Origin of the sequence: Pectobacterium sp. PL64, assembly GCF_022477975.1 — a bacterium.
GTDB classification, from domain to species: domain Bacteria; phylum Pseudomonadota; class Gammaproteobacteria; order Enterobacterales; family Enterobacteriaceae; genus Pectobacterium; species Pectobacterium jejuense.
The window spans coordinates 2,910,379-2,934,479 of sequence record NZ_CP092070.1 but is presented as its reverse complement, the minus strand read 5'-3'; the positions used below and the strand labels follow the sequence as shown (position 1 = coordinate 2,934,479).

Sequence of the window (24,101 nt, the reverse complement as noted above, 5' to 3'; positions counted from 1 at the left end):
CCAACAATTGAATGAGGAAAAGTAAGGATGCAACAGTCTCAGCGTGGTTGTGGACAAAATAGTTATGGTCAGAGCGGTTATCGCCAGCGTGGTTTTACCCTGTTGGAGATCATGGTGGTTATCGTCATTCTCGGCGTACTGGCGAGTCTGGTGGTGCCCAATCTGATGGGGAATAAGGAAAAGGCGGATCGGCAAAAAGCCGTCAGCGATATTGTCTCTCTGGAAAGCGCACTCGACATGTACAAGCTGGATAACAACCGCTATCCGTCCACAGAGCAGGGGCTGAAGGCGCTGGTAACGAAGCCGACGGTACAGCCGGAACCGCGTAACTACCCAGCCGATGGCTATATTCGCCGCCTGCCGCAGGATCCATGGGGCACGGACTATCAACTGCTGAACCCTGGTCAGCACGGCAAGCTCGATATCTTCTCTCTGGGGCCAGATGGCATGCCGGGAACGGAAGATGACATCGGCAACTGGAATCTTGATAAGAAATAAAGACGTCGGTCTTTGTTGCAGATTGTTGACAAACCTATTTATTGAACGAGAACGGTAGTAACGGAATAGAAGAGTAAAGCGTTTGCGCCATGGATGGCGCAAGCCGAGCGTACAGGGACGTATTTACAGCGTCTTTACGATCTATCCGTTACTACCGCCATACGGACTTTGTCGGCAACCTCAAATAACTATGCCAGTGTTTATTGGTGACTGTTGCAAATGGGTTGTGGGTAGCTGCTATCGATGGCGGCGGGAAAAGGACGGCAAAAGCGCAATGAAGCGGTCAACGAGGAAGCAGCAGGGGTTCACTCTGCTGGAAATGATGCTGGTCGTGTTACTGGCGGGCATCGCCGCTGGCATGGTGGTCATGGCGTTTCCTTCCGAGCGTCAGAATGACAGTGCCTGGCAGTTGGCTCGTTTTCAGGCGCAGTTAGAATTTGCCGCTGAAAGCAGTCAGGTTAATGAATACATGTTGGGTGTTCGTATCCATCCCGATCGCTGGCAGTTTTATCAACTCCAGCGACCCGTTGCATCAGAAGGGATACCGATCCCGAGCGGCGATCGCTGGCAGGGCTACAAGTGGCAGCCGTGGCAACCGCATCGGGTGAGCGCATCGGCGACGCTGCCCGAGGCATTACGGCTTGAGTTACTGCAAGCCGACGGGAAAAAAGTGGATAAAACGCAGAGTGGTGACGATCCCGATATCCTGATTTTGCCCGGTGGCGAAATCACGCCTTTCCGTCTGCTCGTTAAGTCTAAAGACAAAGCGCTCTCGAATTGGCTCCAGGTGGATAACACCGGACTATTTGTGACGTCGATGAGTCAGGGTAAGAAACGATGAGACGACAGGAAGGGATGACGCTGGTGGAGGTGCTGGTCGCGCTGAGCGTTTTTGCGCTGGCAGGCATTGCTGTTTTGCAAACGACAGCCAGACAGGCAAGTAGCCTGAGCCGGCTGGAAGAGAAGACGTTTGCAGGCTGGGTGGCGGAAAACCAGCAGGTTCAACTGCGGCTGGAACAGCGCTGGCCGGAAGCGTCGTGGGTGAGGGGCGAAACGCAGTTCGCTGGCCTGCGCTGGCATTGGCGTTGGCAGGGCGTAGAGACCGGTGACCCTCAGACCAAAGCGCTGGATGTGGAAGTGCGACGTAATAAAGACGCCTTTGCCGCCGATGCTTCCCTGCGCACTTATGTGGTGAAGCAATAATGTTTAGTAAAACAAGGATGTGTAGCCAAACAAGACGGGGGCGAGAGCCCGCGCGGCAGAAACGCCAGCAGGGGTTTACGCTGTTGGAGATGATTCTGGCGATCGCTATTTTTGCGGCGCTGAGCCTCAGCGCGTTTCAGGTGCTGAACGGCGTGATGCGTAATGATGAAATTTCGCAGCGTAAAGCTGAGCGTCTGGCTGAAATACAGCGCGCATTTTCACAAATGGACAACGATTTCTCCCAGATGATCGCACGCGGCAGCAGAGGAAGTACCTCGATGTTTTACGCCGGTCGCGATCAGTTAAAAAGTGATGACTGGGGCGTCAGCTTTATGCGCAATGGCTGGCAGAATCCGTTTGGCATTCTGCCACGCTCTGAACTTCAGCCTGTGGCCTATCGACTGCGGGAACACACGCTGGAACGGTTAACGCATGTGACTCCTGACCCGATTGAAGGGCTCGATCCCGGCGTAAAACCGCTTCTCACCCAGGTCGACGGCTTCCGCCTGCGCTTTTTCAGCAATAAAACCTGGCGCGATCGCTGGGACAACAGTACGCAATTGCCACAAGGGATTGAAGTGGTGCTGACCTTAAGGGATTACGGAGAAATGTCGCGTATGTTCTTGATTACCACCGGGCCGGTTAAATGAGGTCGCATCAGCGCGGCGCGGCACTGCTGGTGGTGCTCCTGATTCTGGCATTAATGGTGACGATTGCCGCGGTGATTACGGAACGCACGGGCAAAGCGTTTTTGCGCACCGAAAGTCATTTGAGCCGTCAGCAGGCGAAATGGTATGCATTAGGCGCGGAAACGCTGAGCGGGCAGATATTGCAGCGCGATGCGCGGAATATGCCAGGGCGCACGTTTGCTGGGCAGAACTGGTCGCAGCCGGGACTGCGTTTCCCCGTGGACGGTGGCGAAATCACGGGCCAGATTAGCGATGCACGTACCTGTTTTAATGTGAATGCGATTAATCAAGGCGTGGATAACGAAAGCACGCTGGTGAAGACGCCTTATCCGGCACAGGTTTTTCGTTTGCTGTTGAAAAATCTGGGCGAGGAAACGGATCGTGCAGAAAAAATTACCGCCGCGGTGCGTGACTGGATTGATGCGGATAACTATCCATCGGCGAACGGCGCAGAAGACGAGGTCTATGCTGCGTTGCCAGTGCCTTATCGTACCGCGAATCAGAGAATGAGTGAAATCAGTGAATTACGCTCAGTGTATGGCGTTGATAGCGATCTCTATCGTCGGCTGTTGCCCTATGTCTGTGCGCTGCCGGTGGATGCGATGTCCATTAATATCAATACGCTAACCGAATTTGATGCCCCGCTGTTATCTGCCGTGTTCCTGAACGAAATGACGATGTCGCAGGCAAAAGCGCTGGTGCAGCAGCGGCCACGTATGGGGTGGGCAAGCATTGAGGTTCTGCAACAAACCGGATTATTGCCCCCGAATAGTAAAAATACCGCGCAGCGAGTGCTGGCAGTAAAAAGTGAATGGTTCTTTGTAAAACTTCAGGTGCGTGTCGGCGACAGCGATTTTCATCAACGTAGCTTGCTTCATCTGAGTGGACAAAAGGTACAGGTCGTGCAGCGGCAATATGGAGGATATAGGACGGTGAATCCATGAAAATAGCGGGAAAATGGAAGAAAAAAGCCGCAAAAGCCCCATTAAATCGAGGAACGGTCGCTCGACATCCGTGCCTCATTGTTCGTCTTCCGGTAGAAGAGCTGGGAGAGATCGAATGGCAGGTGCGTTCATCTAATGGAGAAAGTTTACTGAGTCAGGGGCGCGGTGGCGTCGAACAGGTTCGTCAGGCGCTGTCGGCCTATCCGTCTGTGGCATTTACCCGCGTTCTGGTTCCGGCCACTGATGTCACGTTTTATACCCTGACGCTGCCCCGACAGGCTCGGCGTCAGCTGACGCAGGTCGTGCCGTTTATGCTGGAAGACCAGCTAGCGACGGAAATTGAAAAGCTGCATTTTGCTGTGCTGGAAATTCATGGTGATGACGGCATGGTTGCCGTGGTGGAAAAAAACCGGATGCAGCGTTGGCTGGCACAGTGCGATGCGCTGAGCCTCAGCGTCGATACATTATTGCCTGACGCCCGCGTATTGCCGAAACATCAGGATGGCTGGAGCGCGTTGCAGCATGATGACATGTGGCTGTTTCGCCAGCCGACGGGCCATGCCATGGCGGCGGAGTCCTCCTGGTGCAGCGACCTGCTGAAAGCGTCTATGCCGCTGCCGGCAATATACAGCTACAGTGCGGCATCGGTCGGCGGTGAGCTGTCGCAGTACGAATGGCAGGAAGAGGGCGAATGGAAGGCGCAGCCGGAAACGGACCTCTTCACGCTGGCGGCAACGGCGCATTTACCTGCCTCGGTCGATCTGCGACAGGGCGATTATGCGCCGGAGAAAGCCTGGCAACACACCCTGCTGCCGTGGCGCGGCGTTGGGATCGCGTTTGCCTGTTATCTCCTGTTGGTTGTGGCGGATGCTGGCTGGGCGCATTACCAGCTTTATCAACAGTCTGAACATTGGCGACAGGAAAGCGTGCGTGTCTATCGGCAGATTTTCCCTTCCGAGACGAATGTCGTTAACCCGCGCGCGCAGATGCAGCAGCACCTGCAACGTACGGCCGCCGGAGGCACAGGGAAAGCGCTGCTGGATCAATTGAACCCCTTACAGCAGCTTATGACACAGAATAGCGCGATCAAAATTCAGTCGCTGTCTTACGACGGTGCTGCGGGTGAATTCCGGCTGGCGTTGCAGGGCACGTCATATCAGGAACTCGAGCAATTTCAGCAGCAGGCTGCCGCTTATTATCAGGTACAGGCGGGAGAGATGCGGCAGGAAAACGATCGGGTTGAAGGCCGCTTAACGTTAAGGAGCCAGCAATGAATGAATTACGGCAACGTTGGCAGGCGATGAGCCCGCGTGAGCGTCAGCTTATGGTCGTGTGCGCGGCGGTGCTTCTGCTCTGTCTGGTGTATTACGCTATCCTTCAGCCGTGGCAGGAGCGGGAAGATCTGTGGGAGCGTACGATTTCCCGCGAGCAGCAGACCGTCAACTGGATGCAGAAACAGGCCTCATTGATTCCGCAGGGAAATCAGGCGGAGGGGGACAATAGTCAGCGCGACGTCAGCCTGCCGATTTTGATTTCACAAAGCACCAAGCGTTACGGACTAAGCGTCGTACGTTTGCAGCCGCAGGGCAGTCAGGCATCGGTGACGCTGGGGCAGAGTGATTTTAATAGTCTGCTGCGTTGGCTTGGCGAATTGGAACAGAAAAATGGCGTAAAAGTGTTATCGCTGGATGTGAATGCCGTCGAGCAAAGCCCCGGAATGGTAGATGTCACCAGACTGATGCTGGAACGGGCGGATGAAGCTTAAGTCCGGCATCGGCGCAGGTATTGCTATGGTTCTGGCCTACGGGCTGTTCCTGGCAAGCTATGCGCCTGCCCGCTTGCTCACCGCAGTGCCTTTGCCGGCTGGCATGGTGGTTGCAGAGGCTGCCGGAACGCTGTGGCAGGGGAACCTGCAACGGTTTAGTTGGCGCACGCTAACGTTAGACGATGTGCACTGGAACCTCACCTTCTCGGGGTTTATGCCCGCGCTGGAGATTGCGTTTAAAAACCCGGAAGGCATTGCAGGCCGCGGGATCATTCGCGGCTGGCAGCAGCCGCAGTTTTATCAATGGCAGCTTTCTGTGCCAGCGGGCTATTTATTCAGCCATCTGCGTTTCATTGTGCCCATCGGGGCTGAAGGCAACGTGCAGCTCGACCTGCAAGAGGCGACGGTCGACCGCTCAGGCTGCCAGTCGCTGGATGCCAACGTCACTTGGCCAGGTGCAAAGGTGAAAACACCGCTGGGTGGGTTAGTGCTCGCAACACCTCAGGCTACGTTACGCTGCCAGCAAGGCGCGCTAGAAGCGAACCTGCTGCAGACTTCCTCACATCTGCAATTGTCTGGCAAAGGCAGCGTCACCCCGAAAGGCGAATATCGTTTTACGGGGCGGCTGAGCAGCGGAAATGACTTACCCGCGACGATGAAAAAGTTGCTGGCAACCACCGGTAAAGCCGATGAACAGGGTGCCAGAACGCTGAATTTTCAGGGGCGCTTGCTGTAATAAGAATGAGCGTTGTAAGAAAAAACGTTCGTTGTTATTGCTGTGTCGTCTATCGCAAAAATAAGCTGCTCATTCATACCGTTTCTTTATCAACAATCAGGGACTAACGTGGACGATTTAAGGGAATTTGCACAGCTGTTTCCGGCGTGGTGGTTTGGTGCGCTGGGCGTGTTGGGATTGATTGTTGGCAGTTTTCTGAACGTGGTGATTTACCGCTTGCCGATTATGCTGGAGCGTCGCTGGCGGCAGGACATCGAGCTTGAAACGGGCATGACCGATTCCGATCCTGATACGCGCTACAACCTGTGGTGGCCGCCTTCGTCTTGCCCGCACTGCCAGCAGGCTATTGCGGTGAAGGATAACATCCCGCTATTCAGCTGGCTGTGGTTGCGTGGCCGCTCCCGCTGCTGTCATCAATCGGTATCTGTACAATATCCGCTAGTGGAAGTCATCACCATGCTGGCTTTTCTGACGGCTGGTTTACTCTGGCTGCCCGGTATGGCGCTGTGGGGCGCGTTGATTCTGCTGTCCTTCCTGTTGGTGCTAACCGTGATTGATATCAAAACGCTGCTGCTGCCGGACGTGCTTACGTTGTCGCTTCTGTGGATAGGGCTGCTGTTTAATCTGTCGGAGACATTTGTGCCATTGAATGATGCCGTCGTCGGCGCGATGGCCGGTTATTTATCCCTGTGGCTACTTTATTGGGTATTCAAATACGCAACGGGCAAAGAGGCGCTGGGGTACGGTGATTTTAAGTTGCTGGCTGCACTGGGTGCCTGGCTGGGTTGGCAGGCATTGCCGAATCTGGTTCTGGTGGCGGCGCTGAGCGGGTTGGTTGTTACTCTCGTCTGGCGCGGATTGCGTAAAGAGGGTACGGCTAAACCGCTGGCCTTTGGCCCCTGGCTGGCAATGGGCGGCGTGTTTGGCGTGATAATGAACGGATTGAATCTGTAGAGAATGACAAAGGCAACGCCGAATCATCGACTGAACAATCGTCGATTAAACATATATCGGCAGGCATAAAAATAGGCTGAGGGTATAAATACCATCAGCCTTTTTTATCTTTATCTGTGTGTGCCCTTCAATGAATAAATCTTTGCCGGGCAAATGACAGGTTATTCTACCATCAGCATAAAGGTACTCACCCAAACGACTAAACAGAATGAGATACCCATAAAAAAATACTTCACCGATTTATTCTCCAGCAGAAACCACGCCAGCAACGATCCCGATTGTGCGTTTTATTATGGAAGGAAATAATTACGCTGCCGGTGGTGTCACCGAAGGGTAATCTTTCCCGTTGTCATCACCAGAGTCACACCAGTTATGACGGGATCGGCGCTAAATCTACGCCGAGTGAGGGGGGGAATTCAAGAGGTCCAGAAACTATATTTTCAAAATAGCATTAAAAAGCGTTGAACCGTTTCAGGGACTAGGAAAACCGGGAGGATTCGAGTGAAAAGAGCCCTTAAATCTTCCCGATTTTTGATGGTGTTATCGTTAGTTTGGCACCTATTGGATAGGCTTGAATACGTTAGGCTACAGGACTACGCTCGCCACCCCATCGCGGGCGCGACATGTTTCAGGATTGATTCGATCACATGCGCATTGTAATCCACGCCCAGCTGATTCGGCACCGTGAGCAATAGCGTATCCGCTTCGGCAATCGCTTCATCCTGTTTTAACTGTTGGATGAGTGCGTCCGGTTCGGCGGCATAGCTGCGGCCGAAAATCGCGCGTGTGTTTTCATCCAGAAAACCCACCTTGTCGCTATCGTTACTGCTTCCGCCGAAATAGGCGCGATCGCGGTGATCCATCAATGCAAAAATACTACGGCTGACGGAGACACGTGGCGTGCGCGTATGCCCAGCCTCAGCCCAGGCAGCCCGATAGGCACGAATTTGCTGTGCCTGCTGGATATGAAAAGGTTCGCCCGTTTCATCATCCTTTAGCGTGGAGCTTTGCAGGTTCATGCCCAGCTTCGCTGCCCATACTGCCGTGGCATTCGATCCGGCACCCCACCAGATTCGTTCGCGTAACCCATCAGAATAAGGTTCCAGACGCAAAAGGCCCGGCGGATTCGGGAACATAGGCTGTGGATTCGGTTTTGCAAACCCCTCGCCACGCAGCACATCCAACAGCACTTCGGTATGACGCCGTGCCATGTCCGCTTCTGATTCCCCTTCTGTCGGCTGGTAGCCAAAATAGCGCCAGCCATCGATCACCTGTTCTGGCGAGCCACGGCTGATGCCGAGCTGCAAGCGTCCTCCAGAGATGAGATCGGCGGCGCTGGCATTTTCAGCCATGTACAGCGGGTTTTCGTAGCGCATATCGATGACACCAGTGCCAATCTCAATGTTTTTGGTTTTCGCCCCAATCGCGGACAGCAGTGGGAAAGGTGACCCCAGCTGGCGGGCAAAATGGTGCACCCTGAAATAGGCGCCGTCAGCACCCAGCTCTTCAGCGGCAACGGCAAGGTCGATAGATTGCAGTAATGCGTCAGCGGCGGAACGTGTCCCAGACTGCGGCGACGGTGCCCAGTGGCCGAATGATAAAAAGCCAATCTTCTTCATAGGGTATTTATCCTTATATTCAGACAAATATTTAGCATATTCGTCCTGCACACCAAGGTTCTATAGATCAGTAATAGAAGCACTCTACGCGATTAATAGTGAGAATAAATATCATTTTTTTAACGTAATAATTCAGTTTATCTGACTAATCGTTCGCAGAATAAATAGTCTATTGAACGGGGCACTTTCTGATTTGCGCGGGTAAATAATCCTGTTGTGATTTAGCGGAAAACGCAGTTCGGGCTCTTCTACCCCAAAGTTGGTATCCAAATATTATTATGAGCGAGATCAGTATTTTCTTTGTCGCTATCGCTGTATCATTTTATATATAGCGAAAATCAGGATACCAACATGATAAAGAAATTTGGCTACACGCTGTGGGTTGCCGGGCTGTTTTTGGTGTTTTCTAACGCTTGGGCGGCGCGTCAGGTGACCGACCAACTCGGGCGCAATGTCACGATTCCCGACCACGTTAATCGCGTGGTGGTGTTGCAGCATCAAACCTTAAACCTGCTGGTGCAATTGGATGCACAAGAGAGCGTCGTGGGTGTGCTGTCCAGTTGGAAGAAACAGCTGGGCGAGCATTATGTGCGGCTGGCTCCGCGTCTGGCGGATTTACCAATGCCGGGCGATCTCACGCAGGTCAATATTGAAAGCCTGCTGAAGCTGTCGCCTCAGGTGGTTTTTGTCGCTAACTATGCGCCGCCGGAAATGATTGCGCAGATTGAGCGAACGGGTATTCCCGTTGTGGCGATCTCGCTGCGTCAGGATCAGCCGGGAGAAGCCGACAAAATCAATCCTACGATGGGTGATGAAAACACGGCGTATAACGAAGGGCTTAAGGCAGGGATTCGGCTGATTGGTGATGTGGTTGAGCGTCAGAAACAGGCGGAAGCGCTGATCGACTATACGTTTACGCAGCGGCAAAACGTGAGTGCGCGTCTGGAGTCTATCCCAGAAGAGAAGCGAATCCGCGTGTATATGGCTAACCCAGACCTGACAACCTACGGCTCAGGGAAATATACCGGCCTGATGATGTCGCATGCAGGGGCGCTGAATGTGGCGGCGGCATCGATAAAAGGCTTCAAACAGGTGTCGATTGAAAATGTGCTGGCCTGGAATCCAGAGGTAATTTTCGTACAGGATCGCTACCCAGATGTGGTGAAGCAGATCGTCAACGATCCGGCCTGGCAGGCGATTGAGGCGGTGAAACAGCATCGCGTGTATTTGATGCCGGAATATGCCAAAGCCTGGGGCTACCCGATGCCGGAAGCGTTAGCGATTGGTGAACTGTGGATGGCGAAAAAGCTATACCCTGAACGCTTCGCCGATATCGATATGCAAAAAGCGGCTGATGCGTATTACCAACGCTTTTACCGTATGGACTATCGTGCGGACGCCTCTGCGGCGCAATGAGTTATCGCACCTACCGGATCACGCTGCTCACGGTGGTGGTGGTCACGCTGTTGATCGCCGTGTGCTCACTGGGGATAGGGCGTTTTAGCTTATCCCCGTGGCGCATCGTCCAGATACTTGCCGAACCGCTGTCTGGCAACAATCCGCTTCTTGGGGATATCGAACGGCAAGTAGTGTGGAGCGTGCGCTTACCCCGCGTGTTATTAGCCTGGTGTGCAGGCGCGGCGCTGGCGCTGAGTGGAGCCACGCTGCAAGGCGTTTTCCGTAACCCGCTGGTCGATCCGCATATCATCGGCGTGTCTGCCGGCGCGGCCTTCGGCGGCACGCTAGCGATTCTATTAAGCTGGACGCCGCTGCTTTTGCTGCTGTCTGCGTTTACGTTCGGCATGCTGGCGCTCTTGCTGATTTTCATGATGGCCGCCGCATTCGGCAGGCAGAACGTGCTGATCCTGATCCTAGCCGGCGTCATCCTCAGCGGCTTTTTCGGGGCGTTGGTCAGCCTGATGCAATATCTGGCGGATACCGAAGAGAAGTTGCCGAGTATCGTTTTCTGGCTGTTAGGCAGCTTTGCCACCGCACACTGGAACTCGCTGACGACCATGGTGGTGCCGTTAGCCCTTGCAGGTGGACTGCTGCTGCGGCTGCGTTGGCACATCAATGTGCTGTCGATGGGCGAGCAGGATGCGCGTGCGCTGGGTGTCGCCGTACAGCCCTTGCGCTGGCTGATTTTGAGCTTATGTGCCGCGATAGTCGCCGCGCAGGTGGCAGTCAGCGGCAGTATTGGCTGGATTGGGCTGGTAATTCCTCATGTCGCACGCATGCTGGTGGGTGCCGATCATCGTCGCCTGCTGCCGGTGTCGCTGTGGCTGGGAGGCGGATTTATGGTGCTGGTGGACGATCTGGCGCGTAATCTCAGTGAAGCGGAAATTCCGCTGGGTATTCTGACGGCGCTACTTGGTGCGCCACTTTTTGCCGTGCTGCTGTATAAAACACAGCGACTGCATAAAACGCAGCGGCAGAGTCGAGGACGTTAGCATGCCGATTATCAGGTTATCGACAGAAGAACTGGTATATGGCTACCAACAGGGGCAGGGCTTTTTTTCACCGCTGAATCTGTGCTGTCAGGAAGGGGAAATTACGGCGATTCTGGGCGCGAATGGCAGAGGGAAAACGACGCTGCTGAATACGCTGATGGGGCATTTATCGCCGCTTTCTGGGACGATCCAGTGCGGTGGACACATTGGCTTTGTGCCGCAGATATTCACACCGCCGTTTTCTTATAGCGTTCTGGATATGGTGCTGATGGGGCGTGCGGCACGTGTTCGGCTGTTTGCCATGCCTTCTGCGCATGACATCACCGTAGCTCAGAATGCTTTGGAGATGTTGGGAATCGCCTCCCTTGCCGATTGTGAGTTTAGCGCGTTGTCCGGCGGGCAGCGGCAGCTCGTCTTAATCGCGCGTGCGTTAGCCTCGGAGTGTCAGACGCTGATTCTGGACGAGCCGACGGCAGCGCTTGATGTGCAAAATCAGGCGCAGGTGCTGCGGTTATTGACGCATCTGGCTAAAACGCAGCGCCTGAGTATCCTGCTAACCACGCATGATCCCTCGCATGCGCTGGCCATTGCCGATCGGGCACTGCTGCTGATGGGCAATCAACACTATCTTTATGGCCGCTGTGACGAAGTTGTGACGGATGATAACCTGTCGCAGCTGTATGGTATTCCGATGCGACGGGTGTGCGTGGACATCGCGCCACAGCCGTATTATGCGCTGATACCGATATTGACCATGACGGAGTCACCATGACCGATCCCCTTCACCTGTATGCGGCGGGCAGCCTGCGCCTCGCATTTGCTCCGCTGTTGGCGACGTTCAGCGAACGTTATGCGGTGGACGTGATACCGACTTTTGGCCCGGCTGGGCTACTGAGTGAAAAAGTTATGCACGGTGACGCGGTGGATATTTTCGCCTCGGCAAACTGTGCGCATCCTTTACGCTTGAAAGCGCTGGGGCTGGCGGAAGAAACCAGCGTGTTTACGCGCAACCACCTTTGTATTGTGATGCGCAACGTGCCGGAACTCACCACGCAATCCTGGCTGATGGCGCTCCTTGACCCACGTTTTGTGCTTTCAACCTCAACGCCCGGCAGCGATCCCGGTGGGGATTATGCGTTTGAGCTCTTTGATCGCATCGAACGTCTGCATCGAGGTTGGGGAAATCAGTTGCGCGACAAAGCGAAACCGCTGGTGGGCGGCGGGCTCGATCATGCCATTCCTGCTGGCATGACGGCGGGAAGTTACCTGATTCGGACTGGGCAGAGTGATATGCACATTGGCTATGCGAGCTATCTGCCGCTATTGCTCAATCAACCGGATCTTCATGTGGTTCATTTACCCGATCCCTATCGTATTGATGCCGAGTATATGCTGGCTGTCATGAAGCCGGCCCGACGTGAGGCGCGGCTGCTGGCAAACTACCTTTTATCACCGGAAGGACAAGACTTTCTGGTGAATAAAGGATTTGCCTCGCGGTTTTAGTCGCAGAACTGGAGGTAAATCGGTCAACGATGGCGAACTCTGCTATGATTGCGGCATATCTGCGCCGCTTTTTAGCGCGGCGTCACCTTTCGTTATCTCGTCCTTGGTAGAGTAATCACTGTGAGTACAACCTCTTTTTCTTCCCTCGCGCTGCCCGCAGAGCAGTTATCCAATCTTAATGAACTGGGCTATACCGACATGACGCCCGTTCAGGCGGCGACGCTGCCAGCCGTTCTGAGCGGTGCAGACGTGCGGGCCAAGGCGAAAACCGGTAGCGGCAAAACGGCGGCCTTTGGCATTGGATTGCTGGATCGTATTGTCGTGAGCGACTTTACCACGCAGGCGCTGGTACTGTGCCCGACGCGTGAGCTGGCCGATCAGGTCAGCAAAGAGCTGCGCCGTCTGGCTCGTTTTGCACAAAACATTAAGATTCTGACACTGTGCGGTGGTCAGCCGATGGGGCAGCAGCTCGATTCGCTGGTTCACGCACCGCACATTGTTGTCGGGACGCCGGGACGTATTCAGGACCATTTACGCAAGCAGTCGCTGTCTCTGGATAGCCTGAAAGTGCTGGTGCTGGATGAAGCGGATCGCATGCTGGATATGGGCTTCACTGACGCCATTGATGATGTGATTTCCTACACGCCGTCCGATCGTCAAACCCTATTATTTTCCGCTACCTACCCAGAAGAGATCGAACAGATCAGCGCGCGCGTTCAGCGTCAGCCACAGCGTTTTGAGATCGCAGATGATGTAGAAGAGTCGGCTATTGAACAACGTTTCTATGAGACGACAAAAGATCAGCGCCTGCCGCTGTTGATTGCCATTTTGGGCCATTATCAGCCTGCGTCCTGCGTGGTGTTCTGTAACACAAAGCGTGACTGCCAGAGCGTATTTGACGCGCTGGACATGCGCGGGATTAGCGTATCCGCGCTGCATGGCGATCTGGAACAGCGCGATCGCGATCAGGTTCTGGTGCGTTTTGCTAACCGCAGCTGCCGTGTGTTGGTGGCAACCGATGTTGCCGCTCGCGGCCTCGATATCAAAGAGCTGGAGCTGGTGGTGAATTTTGAGCTGGCTTTCGACCCTGAAGTCCACGTTCACCGCATTGGCAGAACGGGCCGCGCGGGGACGAAAGGTCTGGCAGTCAGCCTGTGTACACCACAGGAAATGAACCGCGCTAATCTGATTGAAGACTATCTCGGTATGCGAATTAAATGGACATCAGCGGATGAGGTTGGTCGCAGTGGTGAGGTTGCGCTTGAACCTGAGATGATGACGCTGTGCATTGATGGTGGCAGAAAAGCCAAAATCCGTCCCGGAGATATCCTCGGGGCGTTAACCGGTGATGCAGGATTAACGGCAGAGGAAGTGGGGAAAATTGATATGTTCCCGATGCATGCTTATGTCGCTATCCGTAAAGCTAGCGCTAAGCGCGCGTTGCAGCAGCTTCAGAAAGGCAAAATCAAAGGAAAAAGCTGCAAGGCCAGATTGTTAAAGTAACCGGTGGCTGATATACCAGACAGAAGGGGCCGGGTAACTGACAGGAGTGTTAAGGGCGGATGCAGACAACAGAAATCGAGCGGCGGCTAACGGAAGTGAGCCAGCAGCTAACGATGGTGCTGGTGCCGGGATTGCGGGACAGCGATGACGAACACTGGCAAAGCCATTGGGAACGGCGTTTCCCTCACTGGCACCGTATACGCCAGCGGGAATGGTATCAGGCCGATCTGGATCGTTGGGTGTTGGCGATCCGCCGTGAGCTTAGCGTCTGTACACAGCCCGTGATTCTGATCGGCCACAGCTTTGGCGCACTGGCTTCCTGTCATGTGGTGCAGCAGGGTCAGGAAGGGATCGCCGGCGTGATGCTGGTGGCTCCTGCTGAGCCGATGCGCTTTGAGATTGACGATCGCATCCAGGCTACACCGCTGTCGGTTCCGACGCTGACATTTGCCAGTCATAACGATCCGCTGATGAGCTTCACTCGCGCCCAATATTGGGCGCATGCGTGGGACAGTGAACTGGTTGATGTCGGTGAGGCGGGGCACATTAATGCCGAAGCGGGATTTGGTCCCTGGGAATATGGTCTGACAAGATTAGCTGAGTTTTCAGAAACGCTCATTGAGACTCGTTAATCGGCCAGTTTCCATCAAGTAGTCATATTACATTATTAAGATAACGTTATATTTTTCTTTAATGCCAGGGCAATGAATATAGTTGTCTTGGCATCTATTTTTTTTATTAAGCCAGCTCTTCCTGATCGCCTGAACCATGCAGCATTTCCTGAATCTGCTGATAAACTTCGGCAGCAGACAAATTGCTATATGATGTTTTGCTCTCAAAATGTAATACCTGTTCACCACCGGAACTATGAAGTGCGCCCATGAGTGCCAGATCTTCTTGTGTGATGCGCTGTCCGGTAAAGGCATCGAACATTTCAGAATTACCATCTGGGTATTTGATCACTGAAATGAGCTTGCCGTTGTACAAAGGGATCCCCGTCATTGCCAGCGAGTACTCGGCAGTGGCTTTCTGCTGTGCTTTAATCTGTTCAGGTGGGGGAGTATCGTTCTCTGCGGCCGCACGTTTCTTTTGAGAAGACAGCGTGACTTTGGTGCTCTCGTTCGAGCCCGGCATATTTTGAGAGTCGGAGTTTGTTGATGTGTCGGTTTTATTCCCCGGGCTGATAGCTGCAACGACAGTCGGGTTAGCCGCTGCGCCAATCGGAGGCATGGTTGCCGGGGTAGTCGTATTCACGAGTTGAATATCTGGAATCACCACAGTATAACTCCTTCTTATATCTATTTAGTGCTGGTAATGGTTTTACCAGTGAGTTACTTCAGTGTGTTAAAACCACATACGTTAATACCGAAATGGTTGAAATTGAGGTCACCAACACAAGCAGAATAATTATCTTCCTTGGAAGACGAATCAGTCTGCTAGAGATAATTTCCTACTATTCAACACTATGACGTTAACGAAATGGGTCAGTGAGAACACGGTTAATGTAAAACAGTATTTATGCCAAACACTATTTATGCAAAATGCAATTGCATTAAAAAACACCCTATCGTAAAAGGTATCGGCTGTTTTTTCTGCTTCATTAATATCCAAAATGCATAAGATTTAACTTTTTGATTACCAATCGTGCGAGCTTATGTGACCAAACCTCTCCATTTTAAAAAAACAGAAAACTATCAGGGTATTAGCGTGACGTAGTGATAGCCCTTACCTCATATGTGCTCTACAAGCGCGGGGGAACGCGATACACTGTTTTCCCTGTCTTTTCCTCTGTTAAGAAGCGCTATGCCTAGCATTAAACTGACGGTTAACTATTTGTATCGGCAATCCGGTAAAACGCGTGAAGCCTCACAGGCAACGGCTCGCGTTTTTGTTGGTGATGAGCTCGTCGCCACCGAGGTGATTACCGGGATGACGGAAAGCCCAGTCGAGAAGTATTTGCACCACTCAGGGCGAGAAGCGCAGTCCGTACGTGTCGAATGGGACTGCGAAGACACAACCGCCATGACGGTGTCTGAGGTGGAAATCTGTCCCTGCTGCCACCATGATTAGCCTGATAGGCTAAGCCGTTTTTGAACGATTCGGCTTCATGATTGACATGCTAAAAACACAATGCGAGTGGCAGACAAACCACCGTATAGGCAGCTTGAAGTATGACGGGTAGACAAGGTGAATGTATGAGAGCAGCGGTATCAACCTTAATAGCCTGTGGACTATGGACGGCTGCATGGGGAGCACAAGCCGGCTGGTATGTCGTGAGCAATTACGAAGGCCACATTGGGCCTTATCCGGTGCATTTTTCATTGCAGAAATACAGTATTGACCAGGATAAGAATCTGCTTGGGAGCTATTTTTACGATAAATACAGAGCGCCGATCCCTCTGTATGGACGGCTCTCGGAAACGTCGCTTGAAATCTGCGAAATCCATACCCCGCAGGACTATGATAAATATATCGTTCAGGGCGTTAAGTCCGGCATCGATATGACCCACTGCCCGTTTAAATTGACCGAGGTGGGGGAAGAGCTCCGCGGCGAGTGGTCAAACGGAAAGGCGCGTTATGATGTTAGCCTACGGCGCGTGGCATCCTTTGACGATAGCGATCAGCCCGCCAAAGTCGAAGGGCAGGTCGATATTCCATTCTGGGGGCAAACGGCGACTCACAGTTTTGTCGGCGTGTATCAAAACAGTGATACAGGGATGGTTGTTGAGGGAATCAAGGCGATTAACAAGAAGAGCGGCAATATCGATCAGCTTCTCCAGCCTGATTTTCAACAATGCCAGTTTGGCTTTTTCATGACTCCGGTTTATATGAATATTGAAAATGGCGGAGATAATCGCAGTATCCTGCTGAACTGCTATTCCCACGGCGGAGGCGATATTCTGCTGGAATACCGTTTTGATGCCGCAAGCCAGCGTTATGGTGTGGTCGGTGAGTAAAAATGCTAACGGATCAGGATTGTTAGCGATTTTTTATATATAAATTTTCTGCATTATTTTGCAGGCTAAATATATTGGTGTTCATTGTTGGAAATAAATGATTTTTATTTCCACTCCTTTCTTGTTAAAAATAATCCCGCCTTCATTTTTTTATCAATATTACGTTTTATCTTCATTGTAACTGTAAGGGTACAAGTCCATAAAAGGGCTATTTTCTGCTAAAGGAGTGAAAATGCTTTCAGGAAAGAAAACGATCATGGCGATATCCATATTATGTGTCGCTTTTTCTGCGCATGCGGATAATTTCTCTAAGTTGGATCAAGCGCTACCGTCAGGTATTAATGCGCTTGCGATTGCGCCGGTATTTGATTTCGACAGTGATGGCTGTTTGCCCAGTGCCGGGTTTAGCCGAGGCGGGGTACAAAACGGGGGCTTGAAACCAACAGGAAGTCTGACGGGTGGGTGCCGATGGGGTAATTTTCTCGAATCGTCAAATACATTGCACCGATATGCCTGTGTTGATTCCGGTGGTGCTCGCTATTGTGGTAGCTTCTATGCGCTCTATTTCTTAAAAGATCAGGTGTTGGGCGGTTTGAACACGGGTCATCGACATGACTGGGAGCATGTTGCCATCTGGACTAAAAACGGCGCGGTAACACACGGGAGCTTCAGTGCGCACGGCAAACTGACGACGGAAGCCGCAGCGAATATCGATAAGCAGGGCGGTCGCCTGAAATTCGTCTACCACAAAGACGGTGTGTTAACGCATGCTTTCCGATTTGCCAAAGCGAATGAACAAGCAGAAAACCCTTACGGCAACTTTGTGACGCCGGATATTGTCAGCTGGTATGCGATGTCGGGTGACGGTATCAGTAACGAAGAGCTGCGTAACCGATTAAATGCGTTTGACTACGGTTCCGCTTCGATTCCGCTTAAAGACAGTAACTTCCTGACTAACCTGAATAATGGCCGACCGGCCGGTTATCCAGAATTTACGGCTGCCAGTCTAACCGCGTCGAAATAATTATCATAAGAGAGGTATAGTTAGATATACCTCTCTTTACTTTCGTATTTCCTGTCGAACCCTTTCTGATATATGGAAATTTTATATTTATTTTGATAATAATCAGGGGCGATCTGTCCTTGGAATGATGCCCACCTAATCACACTACCCGTTATATTACGATACTCAGCGTGCATCGTCCGTTCAGGAAAATATAAGTTTCACCTTTTTATTCCGGTGATATGGGCATTTTTATACTGTGATGCGCTTAGCTTTTTGTTCGCGTTTCGTCGAACTGTTCATGGCAATATTCATCATTGATGTCATCCACGATCACAAGTGCCGTTAGTGCAACATTGCGGAGGGTTTCAAGTTCGGTTGAATCATCGCAACTGGTCATTAGATCAATAATTCCACGGAGCATGGTCAGCTTTACTTCGATCCCTTTCTTCACTTACCTGCCTCCTGTTCCAGTGATTCGCAGGCTTGCGCATGGATATCGCTGACGACACCGATAGGGGCAGTGAGTTGAGAAGAAAGCACTATTGAAGGGTGAGTCATTTACTATCTCCTGTAGGGGGTGCGGTCTACAGGAGAATTGTGTCAATGCTAAGTCGCTGGTGGGGTAATCTTACAAAGAGAAAATGCAATATTACGATTTATTCTATTTCGGACAGCCAGTTTTCGATGGTGACTCCGCTAGGACAGTAAAGGCTTTTTGCCTCCAGATCGATTCTAATTTGTGCCATCTTTCCATCGATATGCTTTCTTGGATTTTCAGCGACATCCGCGCCATACATCACCGTGAGGAGATTTTTAATAAACTTGGCTTGAGCATTCTCAGTTTTCTTTGACTGTTTTGGTGTTTTTGTCACTGGAGTCGCATTGAGCACTTCAACTAACTTATCCAGGTTGGCCGTTCGAGCAACAAAATAGATATCATCTGGCACGGATGGCGCGGGGATATATCTCATGTGGGCATCTGCATCCCACATGCTAATCGTGCTGAGGTTTTTGAATATGTCGATAATGCTATTGAAGGCTGGATGATTGGCATCTCCGGCTGCTTCCGCGGCTCGGTAAAGCTCCTCAATCTCATCGTCAATATCGATAAAATGCTGGAGCTGGTAAAGACCCGATGGGCCAGCAGAGATGGTTACACCTCGAATGAGGTCTTGCTTTCTTGATGGCTTGGGAAGTCCAAGGCTCTTACAGTATTGTTCTTCAGCAAATAAGCGCTCAATACCTAACAGCGGCGTATCTTGGACCCCACTCAGGCTTGTTATCTCATTGCTTGTTGCGATAGCAAAGTCTATTTCACGATCTGGGGAGAATGATTCACCGATATACACCCCCCAGTTTTCACGCACATACACTTCCACATTTGTCGCGGTTTCAGCCATTTTTACTCTTTTTACTTCAACCTTTTTGGCGATCTTAGGTGATTGTAGGTTTACTGATAAAATCAGATGCCCATCCAGAGCAAATCGCAGAATATCTGTTATAGCTACTTGCTCGTTGATTTTTTTTTCGAGGTATTTCGCTGACTCGTCGAGACTGAGCCATTTCCGTAAATTGTTCAACTTTGACAAAGGTGTTCCCCGTTACCTTCCTCCCTATTTTTCAACTGGCACCAACCGATGAGGTATCGGCTTTTGGAACGACCCTAGATGCCAGTTTAGCTATTCTATCATGCAGTTATTTCTTGGCATTATCTTGGTGTTCGTTTCCTCAAATAAACTATGACCGTATTTCCACTGTTTTTCTGGGGGGCATCGCGTCGGTATACGATTGAGGTATTTTCGTTGTCCACCCGGATATTGGGCGGGGTTGCTGGTGCAACGAATAGAACGTTTATTAAGGTGGGCAGGCTGGGTGTCAATCCATGCGATATTGGTATCGCGGAAGTCGTGCCGGGGATAACAATGACCTTATCTGGCGGCACACACTCAGTGTGCCGCTACAAAAAATATCCTGCTGGATAAGAGATGGGAATATGTTAATGCCATTCAGCGTGTGCTGGTTGTTCGAATTTGTACTGTAAACAGGATGGAAATCACCACGAAACCGACCGCTGCGTATAACACGGTGGTATAACCCCAATGTAGGTAGAGTGCACCAAAAAGCGTATTTCCGATAAAGACGGCTAAATAGGTAACCGCACTGTTAAGCCCCATGATTGCACCGCGTTTCGACGTATCGGTTGTGTTTAATCCGGTGATCAGTAAATTGACGCACAGGTGGTTAGCGGTGCCAAGAAAAAGCATCAGAATGCAGATAACGGGCAGGCTATTTCCTGACAGGGCGAAAGCGAGGTACACCGCGGCTACCGTAAGGAATGAGGCTGGCATAGCCACTTTGGGGTTCACTTTGCTTATCGTCAAATCCAGAAAAGCCGCTGAGCCAAAACCGATACCGTAGCAAAGCGCAATCAGGCCGTTGGCACTGAGCGGCTGATGCAGTTCATGATAGATATAGTCCCCCAGATAGCCGTAAACCCCATAAAAGGCGGTCATGAACCCGCCACATGCGGCCAATAGCGGTTTCACGCCGGGCACACTCAGTGCTGCAAGCGGCGATGATGAGATTCGCGTGACGTTTTCATCTTGGTTACTCAGACGAGAAAGGATGACGATAGCCAAAACGGCAAGTACGCCGATCCCCAGATAAACGACACGCCAGTGAAACTGTTCTGCCAGAATCGACGCGAGTGAAACGCCAGCGACAAGGCTCAGCGTCCAGCCAGTAAGAACGACGCCCGTTGTTTTACTTTCCAACCCTTTGGGAGCGATAGCCGCGGCGGTGGTATAAATCGCCGGAATCGCCACGCCGGATGCAATGCCGGCAATGAGCTGGCTGGCTACCAGCCATTCGACGGAAGAGGCACAAGCGCTGGAAAGTAAGGCGACGACCAGTAGGATCATCGCGTTCTTCAACATCTTAAAGGCACCGAATCGATCGATGTATCGTGCCAGAAAGAGGGCGCTTAGCGCCGTTCCCAGGCCAAATGCGGCTGAGGCCAGCATGACTGACTGCGCGATACTCTTAAATGATGTGGCGATCTCGGGAGCGATGGGGCCCAAGAGTAACGAATTTGATCCAATCACGCCGATACAGAACGTCAGGACATAGGTCGCGCCAGGAACACGAAGCGTGCGCGAATTGGCATGACATGCGGCATGTTGATGTTGTGACATTGAAATTTCACTTTTTGCTTAATATGATTCGGAGAAAATACTATTAACCAAACAGTATTAGTTTTAAATAAGGAATAAGAGAATGAAAATAAATAAAGATGACATTAAGCCAAAATTCATTCCAACGCGGGATATTGATGCCACTGACCGAAGATTATTAAGGGAACTGGTTGAAGATGCCACTCTGAGCTATGCCGAACTGGGGGAAAAAGTTGCACTTTCGGCTCCTGCCGTGCATGAACGGGTGAAACGGCTTCGGCGCGACGGCGTGATACGGAAAACGGCTGCTCTGCTCGATCCTGTTGCGATAAAAAAGAATCTTCTGGCATTTGTGCACGTTGACACCAGTGGCTGGGGCGTTTCATCCGAACTGATGGAGATCACGCAAAATTCTGATGTTGAAGAAGTGCATTCGGTTGCTGGCGATACAGCTATGATCCTCAAGATTCGCACCGAAGATGCGCAGTCGCTGGAAAAACTTCTGTTTCAGCTTTATGCGGTGCCTGGCGTCAGCTCAACACGCTCTTATGTTGTGCTGTCTACCTATCTTGAGCGCTCCGTTCAGCCGAGCGATAGCTGATTCGCTGATGATTTGGCTCGTCCTGGTTGGGTAAACTGGGAGAGGGATTTATATTCAGGCCATTGCTAAGATAGTAGGCAATAGCCTGAAGCAATATCGGTGTGACTATCACCCTTCGTCTGGATCTAAACTTGATACTTGTTCACTCATCGTTGCATTATGGCAGCGATAAGCATGAATCTGCTCTTTAAGTGAAAGAGTATTCGTCTCTAAGGATTCGGCATTGCCGCATTTTTTATTTCTTTCCTTAACCCATGTTGCTTGAGAGGTGTGGAATTTACTCTTTATGTCTTCAGGTGCGTCTTCCAATATTCCATAGACGTCGGTGAAAAAGAAAAGATATTGTTCCTTTTCACTTTCAAGCGTTTTCTCTTGTGCGGTCTTTGTGATTTTTTCGGCATTTTCACTGAGCCAGGCTACGGCATAAATTGCTCTGGATAGGGCATCATAGGATTTTTTTTCTACTTTTATTTCCTTTTCATTTTCAAGAATACTGAGGTCGTAGGCAAAATACGGAATTACGATTTTGTTATCGCTGAGTCTATTATCTTTGCTTTCGCCTGTTTTAGTGAAAATGTTATTGCTAATTTTACCCATTTCATCTTTTGTATACAAAATTTCATCTTTATTAAGAATGATGTCGATGACCTCCTGGCTAACGGGAATTTCAACCCGAAGGCTACATGAGAATGCTTTTCCCCAGCGTGGCTGAGTTGAGATTTTAGAATAAATCACGTTTACAGTATCAACAGACTGAGAAGGGGACTTATAGAACATTTCTTTTGCACGGTCGGCAAACGTTTTTTTAACGGCTTCAACCGCGTTGGGATCGCTGCATTGAAAGTCGTCCTTGGCATACGCTGACGTACAAGTAAGGATAATTCCAATCATAACATAGAGGAGCTGTTTCATTTTTTATCCTTGTTTTCAGTCAATCCAAGCTGCACCAGCCTTTCTCTCGTCATCTGCTCTTGGCAGGTATAAATTTTTGCCCGATCTTCCATTGAGCGGTTGTTATTCGCGATAGTTTCTATTGCACCGCATTTTTTATTTTTGTTTTTTATCCACTGCCGTGCATCCTCTTTCAGTTGCCCTTTAATATAATCGGGCAGGTTACTCCAGTAAATATTTAGCGCACTATCAGCCTCTCTGAATTCGACAATAGCTTTAATATATTTAAAACGTGGTGATTGTGCTTCCAGCCTTGCTGCATTTTCTTGTAACCAAGCCAAGCCATAAAGTGTGCGTGAGACTGACTCATCGTGTGGATACATAATATTGGTTTCTTGCTGATTATCAGCAATATGAACATTATAATAAACACGGTCTAATGCGATGTATTCATCGCCTTTTTTGTGTAGGTAAAGATTGGAACGGTAAATGCTTTTTGCTTTAGGATCTCCATTCTCCAGAATAGGATAGTACTTTAAAAAATTTGCCACATCGGATGGGATTTTTATCTTGGCCTTGCCAAAGCAGCTTAGATTATTTTTTGTTTTAAGTTTTGTGATAATGATGTCATATTCAAATTCAATTTTTCTAATTGTCTCTAAAGATACACGGTCGCTGATGGGCTGTGCTTTCTCTTGATCTTCTTTGATTAACGACTGAATAACAAGTGGACTACGACACACAAGATTATTTGCGTTAACATAGTGTGATGAAAGTATTATCAACAATAGCGATTTTATTATGATTTTTATCATTTTCAATTCCATTGAAATCATGTCAGCAGGACGCGCAGATTCGTTTATCTGAAGATGAGTAGGCGTTGGCACTGACCATCTTATAACCGCCATTTATATTTGAGAATTGATAGATATAGGTTCGCTCACCTGCTTCTTGTTCAAGGTCTGGTGTCTCTTGGTTAATGAGTTTTTTGACTAGCCCTTTGAGGCCTGGAGGAGAAACGATATCCATCTGAATATTAATAAGGCCTGATGACAGCGTATAGTAATTCATGACGAAGACCGATCCTGCATCCGTGTAGGATTTTTCAAAATATTTTTCTGACGGCGAGAGGTTTTTTATTTCTTGCAGAAATGAAATAAAGGCCGATTTTCCATTTGAACCATTGAAGATAAAGCTGGCGTCAGATTCCAGTTTTGGCATTATTTCGTTGTTTTTATAACTTATTTTATCTTTTTTAGCTATATTTACACCATAGCTAGCGGGAATAAAATAGGAATTAGTGAGTTCAATAAATTGATTGTAATCCTTCTGTGACAATTTACTCTTTTGCAACACCTTGGTGAAATCTGTCACAAAAGTGGGGAAGTCTTGCGCATGTGCCGCGCTGGAGAGAAAAAGAAAAGGTAAAATGACGCTTTTTATATAACTCCGTTTCATAATAAACACGCATTCCTTACAAATAGTGAATAAATCCTTTTGATATTATAAGGTTATTCATGGTTGTGCGTATATATTCTTTGTCATTCACATCGTTGTTGATGCTCTACAGACGATCTTTTCTGCTGCGTTTCATCTTTACTGCACCATC

Annotated in this window: 28 protein-coding genes; 19 read left to right on the top strand and 9 right to left on the bottom strand. The window is 50.4% G+C overall.

What is annotated here, in order from left to right:
• Nucleotides 1-27 precede the first annotated feature (27 nt).
• The 9 genes from gspG (at nucleotide 28) to HP572_RS13215 (ending at nucleotide 6,789) form a co-directional block, all read left to right on the top strand.
• Nucleotides 28-498, top strand: a complete 471-nt coding sequence (gspG, locus tag HP572_RS13255; RefSeq protein WP_048329249.1) for a type II secretion system major pseudopilin GspG — start codon at nucleotides 28-30, stop codon at nucleotides 496-498.
• 274 nt (nucleotides 499-772) lie between these two features.
• A complete protein-coding gene (gene gspH, locus HP572_RS13250; RefSeq protein ID WP_240583455.1) occupies nucleotides 773-1,339 on the top strand; it encodes a type II secretion system minor pseudopilin GspH in 567 nt (188 codons plus the stop codon).
• Nucleotides 1,336-1,701 (top strand): type II secretion system minor pseudopilin GspI, encoded by a 366-nt coding sequence (gspI, locus tag HP572_RS13245; RefSeq protein ID WP_240583454.1) that lies wholly within the window; start codon nucleotides 1,336-1,338, stop codon nucleotides 1,699-1,701. Before gspH ends, gspI begins: the two co-directional genes overlap by 4 nt.
• On the top strand, nucleotides 1,701-2,351 hold the full coding sequence (gene gspJ, locus HP572_RS13240; RefSeq protein WP_205549986.1) for a type II secretion system minor pseudopilin GspJ: 651 nt from the start codon (nucleotides 1,701-1,703) through the stop codon (nucleotides 2,349-2,351). The genes gspI and gspJ overlap by 1 nt, the downstream gene beginning before the upstream one ends.
• Entirely contained in the window at nucleotides 2,348-3,334 is a 987-nt protein-coding gene (gene gspK / locus HP572_RS13235; protein WP_240583453.1) for a type II secretion system minor pseudopilin GspK, read from the top strand. The genes gspJ and gspK overlap by 4 nt, the downstream gene beginning before the upstream one ends.
• The gene (gene gspL / locus HP572_RS13230; RefSeq protein ID WP_240583452.1) at nucleotides 3,331-4,608 is read left to right on the top strand and encodes a type II secretion system protein GspL; all 1,278 of its coding nucleotides are present in this window, start codon (nucleotides 3,331-3,333) and stop codon (nucleotides 4,606-4,608) included. The genes gspK and gspL overlap by 4 nt, the downstream gene beginning before the upstream one ends.
• On the top strand, nucleotides 4,605-5,099 hold the full coding sequence (gene gspM, locus HP572_RS13225; protein ID WP_240583451.1) for a type II secretion system protein GspM: 495 nt from the start codon (nucleotides 4,605-4,607) through the stop codon (nucleotides 5,097-5,099). The genes gspL and gspM overlap by 4 nt, the downstream gene beginning before the upstream one ends.
• Entirely contained in the window at nucleotides 5,089-5,835 is a 747-nt protein-coding gene (locus HP572_RS13220; RefSeq protein WP_240583450.1) for a type II secretion system protein N, read from the top strand. The genes gspM and HP572_RS13220 overlap by 11 nt, the downstream gene beginning before the upstream one ends.
• A gap of 108 nt (nucleotides 5,836-5,943) precedes the next feature.
• Nucleotides 5,944-6,789, top strand: coding sequence for an A24 family peptidase (locus tag HP572_RS13215; protein WP_240583449.1), 846 nt, complete (start codon nucleotides 5,944-5,946; stop codon nucleotides 6,787-6,789).
• Nucleotides 6,790-6,950: 161 nt separating this feature from the next.
• Here the strand turns inward: HP572_RS13215 and ypdK are convergent, their stop codons facing one another.
• Both ypdK and HP572_RS13205 read right to left on the bottom strand, forming a co-directional pair.
• Nucleotides 6,951-7,025, bottom strand: coding sequence for a membrane protein YpdK (gene ypdK, locus HP572_RS13210; protein ID WP_099606229.1), 75 nt, complete (start codon nucleotides 7,023-7,025; stop codon nucleotides 6,951-6,953).
• 357 nt (nucleotides 7,026-7,382) lie between these two features.
• Entirely contained in the window at nucleotides 7,383-8,408 is a 1,026-nt protein-coding gene (locus HP572_RS13205; RefSeq protein ID WP_240583448.1) for an LLM class flavin-dependent oxidoreductase, read from the bottom strand.
• A gap of 351 nt (nucleotides 8,409-8,759) precedes the next feature.
• On the opposite strand from HP572_RS13205, the gene HP572_RS13200 reads away from it, so the two are divergent.
• The 6 genes from HP572_RS13200 (at nucleotide 8,760) to HP572_RS13175 (ending at nucleotide 14,496) form a co-directional block, all read left to right on the top strand.
• On the top strand, nucleotides 8,760-9,824 hold the full coding sequence (locus HP572_RS13200) for an ABC transporter substrate-binding protein (protein WP_174865158.1): 1,065 nt from the start codon (nucleotides 8,760-8,762) through the stop codon (nucleotides 9,822-9,824).
• Nucleotides 9,821-10,858, top strand: coding sequence for an iron ABC transporter permease (locus HP572_RS13195; protein ID WP_240583447.1), 1,038 nt, complete (start codon nucleotides 9,821-9,823; stop codon nucleotides 10,856-10,858). The genes HP572_RS13200 and HP572_RS13195 overlap by 4 nt, the downstream gene beginning before the upstream one ends.
• Before the next feature lies 1 nt (nucleotide 10,859).
• A complete protein-coding gene (locus HP572_RS13190) occupies nucleotides 10,860-11,630 on the top strand; it encodes an ABC transporter ATP-binding protein (RefSeq protein WP_240583446.1) in 771 nt (256 codons plus the stop codon).
• A complete protein-coding gene (locus tag HP572_RS13185; RefSeq protein WP_205549972.1) occupies nucleotides 11,627-12,361 on the top strand; it encodes a molybdate ABC transporter substrate-binding protein in 735 nt (244 codons plus the stop codon). Before HP572_RS13190 ends, HP572_RS13185 begins: the two co-directional genes overlap by 4 nt.
• 120 nt (nucleotides 12,362-12,481) lie before the next feature.
• On the top strand, nucleotides 12,482-13,864 hold the full coding sequence (gene dbpA / locus HP572_RS13180; protein ID WP_205549970.1) for an ATP-dependent RNA helicase DbpA: 1,383 nt from the start codon (nucleotides 12,482-12,484) through the stop codon (nucleotides 13,862-13,864).
• Nucleotides 13,865-13,923: 59 nt separating this feature from the next.
• Nucleotides 13,924-14,496, top strand: coding sequence for an alpha/beta hydrolase (locus HP572_RS13175; protein ID WP_205549968.1), 573 nt, complete (start codon nucleotides 13,924-13,926; stop codon nucleotides 14,494-14,496).
• A 106-nt stretch (nucleotides 14,497-14,602) separates the two neighbouring features.
• Here the strand turns inward: HP572_RS13175 and HP572_RS13170 are convergent, their stop codons facing one another.
• A complete protein-coding gene (locus HP572_RS13170; RefSeq protein ID WP_205549965.1) occupies nucleotides 14,603-15,142 on the bottom strand; it encodes a hypothetical protein in 540 nt (179 codons plus the stop codon).
• A gap of 525 nt (nucleotides 15,143-15,667) precedes the next feature.
• Here HP572_RS13170 and HP572_RS13165 point away from each other — a divergent pair.
• The 3 genes from HP572_RS13165 to HP572_RS13155 all read left to right on the top strand — a co-directional run bounded on the left by HP572_RS13165 (nucleotide 15,668) and on the right by HP572_RS13155 (nucleotide 17,845).
• Complete coding sequence (locus tag HP572_RS13165; protein WP_240583445.1) at nucleotides 15,668-15,934, top strand: hypothetical protein; 267 nt, start codon at nucleotides 15,668-15,670, stop codon at nucleotides 15,932-15,934.
• A gap of 125 nt (nucleotides 15,935-16,059) precedes the next feature.
• Entirely contained in the window at nucleotides 16,060-16,821 is a 762-nt protein-coding gene (locus HP572_RS13160) for a hypothetical protein (RefSeq protein WP_240583444.1), read from the top strand.
• Between the two features lie 232 nt (nucleotides 16,822-17,053).
• A complete protein-coding gene (locus HP572_RS13155; RefSeq protein WP_039484274.1) occupies nucleotides 17,054-17,845 on the top strand; it encodes an NPP1 family protein in 792 nt (263 codons plus the stop codon).
• Nucleotides 17,846-18,092: 247 nt separating this feature from the next.
• Here the strand turns inward: HP572_RS13155 and HP572_RS13150 are convergent, their stop codons facing one another.
• The 3 genes from HP572_RS13150 to HP572_RS13140 all read right to left on the bottom strand — a co-directional run bounded on the left by HP572_RS13150 (nucleotide 18,093) and on the right by HP572_RS13140 (nucleotide 21,021).
• The gene (locus tag HP572_RS13150) at nucleotides 18,093-18,278 is read right to left on the bottom strand and encodes a hypothetical protein (RefSeq protein ID WP_240583443.1); all 186 of its coding nucleotides are present in this window, start codon (nucleotides 18,276-18,278) and stop codon (nucleotides 18,093-18,095) included.
• 205 nt (nucleotides 18,279-18,483) lie between these two features.
• On the bottom strand, nucleotides 18,484-19,416 hold the full coding sequence (locus HP572_RS13145; RefSeq protein WP_240583442.1) for a hypothetical protein: 933 nt from the start codon (nucleotides 19,414-19,416) through the stop codon (nucleotides 18,484-18,486).
• A 417-nt stretch (nucleotides 19,417-19,833) separates the two neighbouring features.
• Nucleotides 19,834-21,021 (bottom strand): MFS transporter, encoded by a 1,188-nt coding sequence (locus HP572_RS13140; protein WP_240583441.1) that lies wholly within the window; start codon nucleotides 21,019-21,021, stop codon nucleotides 19,834-19,836.
• Between the two features lie 82 nt (nucleotides 21,022-21,103).
• Between HP572_RS13140 and HP572_RS13135 the strand changes: the two genes are divergently transcribed.
• Nucleotides 21,104-21,601, top strand: a complete 498-nt coding sequence (locus tag HP572_RS13135) for an Lrp/AsnC family transcriptional regulator (protein WP_240583440.1) — start codon at nucleotides 21,104-21,106, stop codon at nucleotides 21,599-21,601.
• A gap of 108 nt (nucleotides 21,602-21,709) precedes the next feature.
• Here HP572_RS13135 and HP572_RS13130 read toward each other — a convergent pair whose 3' ends face one another.
• From HP572_RS13130 to HP572_RS13120, 3 genes are read right to left on the bottom strand one after another with little or no spacing between them, the layout of a single operon-like run.
• Entirely contained in the window at nucleotides 21,710-22,513 is an 804-nt protein-coding gene (locus HP572_RS13130; protein WP_240583439.1) for a hypothetical protein, read from the bottom strand.
• Nucleotides 22,510-23,307, bottom strand: coding sequence for a lysozyme inhibitor LprI family protein (locus HP572_RS13125; RefSeq protein ID WP_205549951.1), 798 nt, complete (start codon nucleotides 23,305-23,307; stop codon nucleotides 22,510-22,512). Before HP572_RS13125 ends, HP572_RS13130 begins: the two co-directional genes overlap by 4 nt.
• A gap of 22 nt (nucleotides 23,308-23,329) precedes the next feature.
• Nucleotides 23,330-23,950, bottom strand: coding sequence for a hypothetical protein (locus HP572_RS13120; RefSeq protein WP_240583438.1), 621 nt, complete (start codon nucleotides 23,948-23,950; stop codon nucleotides 23,330-23,332).
• Nucleotides 23,951-24,101 lie beyond the last annotated feature (151 nt).

What these genes read in the sequence shown, in the direction of transcription:
- gspG (WP_048329249.1), top strand. Translation starts at nt 28, where the DNA reads ATGCAACAGTCTCAGCGTGGTTGTGGACAAAATAGTTATGGTCAGAGC.
- gspH (WP_240583455.1), top strand. Translation starts at nt 773, where the DNA reads ATGAAGCGGTCAACGAGGAAGCAGCAGGGGTTCACTCTGCTGGAAATG.
- gspI (WP_240583454.1), top strand. Translation starts at nt 1,336, where the DNA reads ATGAGACGACAGGAAGGGATGACGCTGGTGGAGGTGCTGGTCGCGCTG.
- gspJ (WP_205549986.1), top strand. Translation starts at nt 1,701, where the DNA reads ATGTTTAGTAAAACAAGGATGTGTAGCCAAACAAGACGGGGGCGAGAG.
- gspK (WP_240583453.1), top strand. Translation starts at nt 2,348, where the DNA reads ATGAGGTCGCATCAGCGCGGCGCGGCACTGCTGGTGGTGCTCCTGATT.
- gspL (WP_240583452.1), top strand. Translation starts at nt 3,331, where the DNA reads ATGAAAATAGCGGGAAAATGGAAGAAAAAAGCCGCAAAAGCCCCATTA.
- gspM (WP_240583451.1), top strand. Translation starts at nt 4,605, where the DNA reads ATGAATGAATTACGGCAACGTTGGCAGGCGATGAGCCCGCGTGAGCGT.
- HP572_RS13220 (WP_240583450.1), top strand. Translation starts at nt 5,089, where the DNA reads ATGAAGCTTAAGTCCGGCATCGGCGCAGGTATTGCTATGGTTCTGGCC.
- HP572_RS13205 (WP_240583448.1), bottom strand. Translation starts at nt 8,408, where the DNA reads ATGAAGAAGATTGGCTTTTTATCATTCGGCCACTGGGCACCGTCGCCG.
- HP572_RS13200 (WP_174865158.1), top strand. Translation starts at nt 8,760, where the DNA reads ATGATAAAGAAATTTGGCTACACGCTGTGGGTTGCCGGGCTGTTTTTG.
- HP572_RS13195 (WP_240583447.1), top strand. Translation starts at nt 9,821, where the DNA reads ATGAGTTATCGCACCTACCGGATCACGCTGCTCACGGTGGTGGTGGTC.
- HP572_RS13190 (WP_240583446.1), top strand. Translation starts at nt 10,860, where the DNA reads ATGCCGATTATCAGGTTATCGACAGAAGAACTGGTATATGGCTACCAA.
- HP572_RS13185 (WP_205549972.1), top strand. Translation starts at nt 11,627, where the DNA reads ATGACCGATCCCCTTCACCTGTATGCGGCGGGCAGCCTGCGCCTCGCA.
- HP572_RS13175 (WP_205549968.1), top strand. Translation starts at nt 13,924, where the DNA reads ATGCAGACAACAGAAATCGAGCGGCGGCTAACGGAAGTGAGCCAGCAG.
- HP572_RS13165 (WP_240583445.1), top strand. Translation starts at nt 15,668, where the DNA reads ATGCCTAGCATTAAACTGACGGTTAACTATTTGTATCGGCAATCCGGT.
- HP572_RS13160 (WP_240583444.1), top strand. Translation starts at nt 16,060, where the DNA reads ATGAGAGCAGCGGTATCAACCTTAATAGCCTGTGGACTATGGACGGCT.
- HP572_RS13155 (WP_039484274.1), top strand. Translation starts at nt 17,054, where the DNA reads ATGCTTTCAGGAAAGAAAACGATCATGGCGATATCCATATTATGTGTC.
- HP572_RS13140 (WP_240583441.1), bottom strand. Translation starts at nt 21,021, where the DNA reads ATGTCACAACATCAACATGCCGCATGTCATGCCAATTCGCGCACGCTT.
- HP572_RS13135 (WP_240583440.1), top strand. Translation starts at nt 21,104, where the DNA reads ATGAAAATAAATAAAGATGACATTAAGCCAAAATTCATTCCAACGCGG.
- HP572_RS13130 (WP_240583439.1), bottom strand. Translation starts at nt 22,513, where the DNA reads ATGAAACAGCTCCTCTATGTTATGATTGGAATTATCCTTACTTGTACG.
- HP572_RS13125 (WP_205549951.1), bottom strand. Translation starts at nt 23,307, where the DNA reads ATGATAAAAATCATAATAAAATCGCTATTGTTGATAATACTTTCATCA.
- HP572_RS13120 (WP_240583438.1), bottom strand. Translation starts at nt 23,950, where the DNA reads ATGAAACGGAGTTATATAAAAAGCGTCATTTTACCTTTTCTTTTTCTC.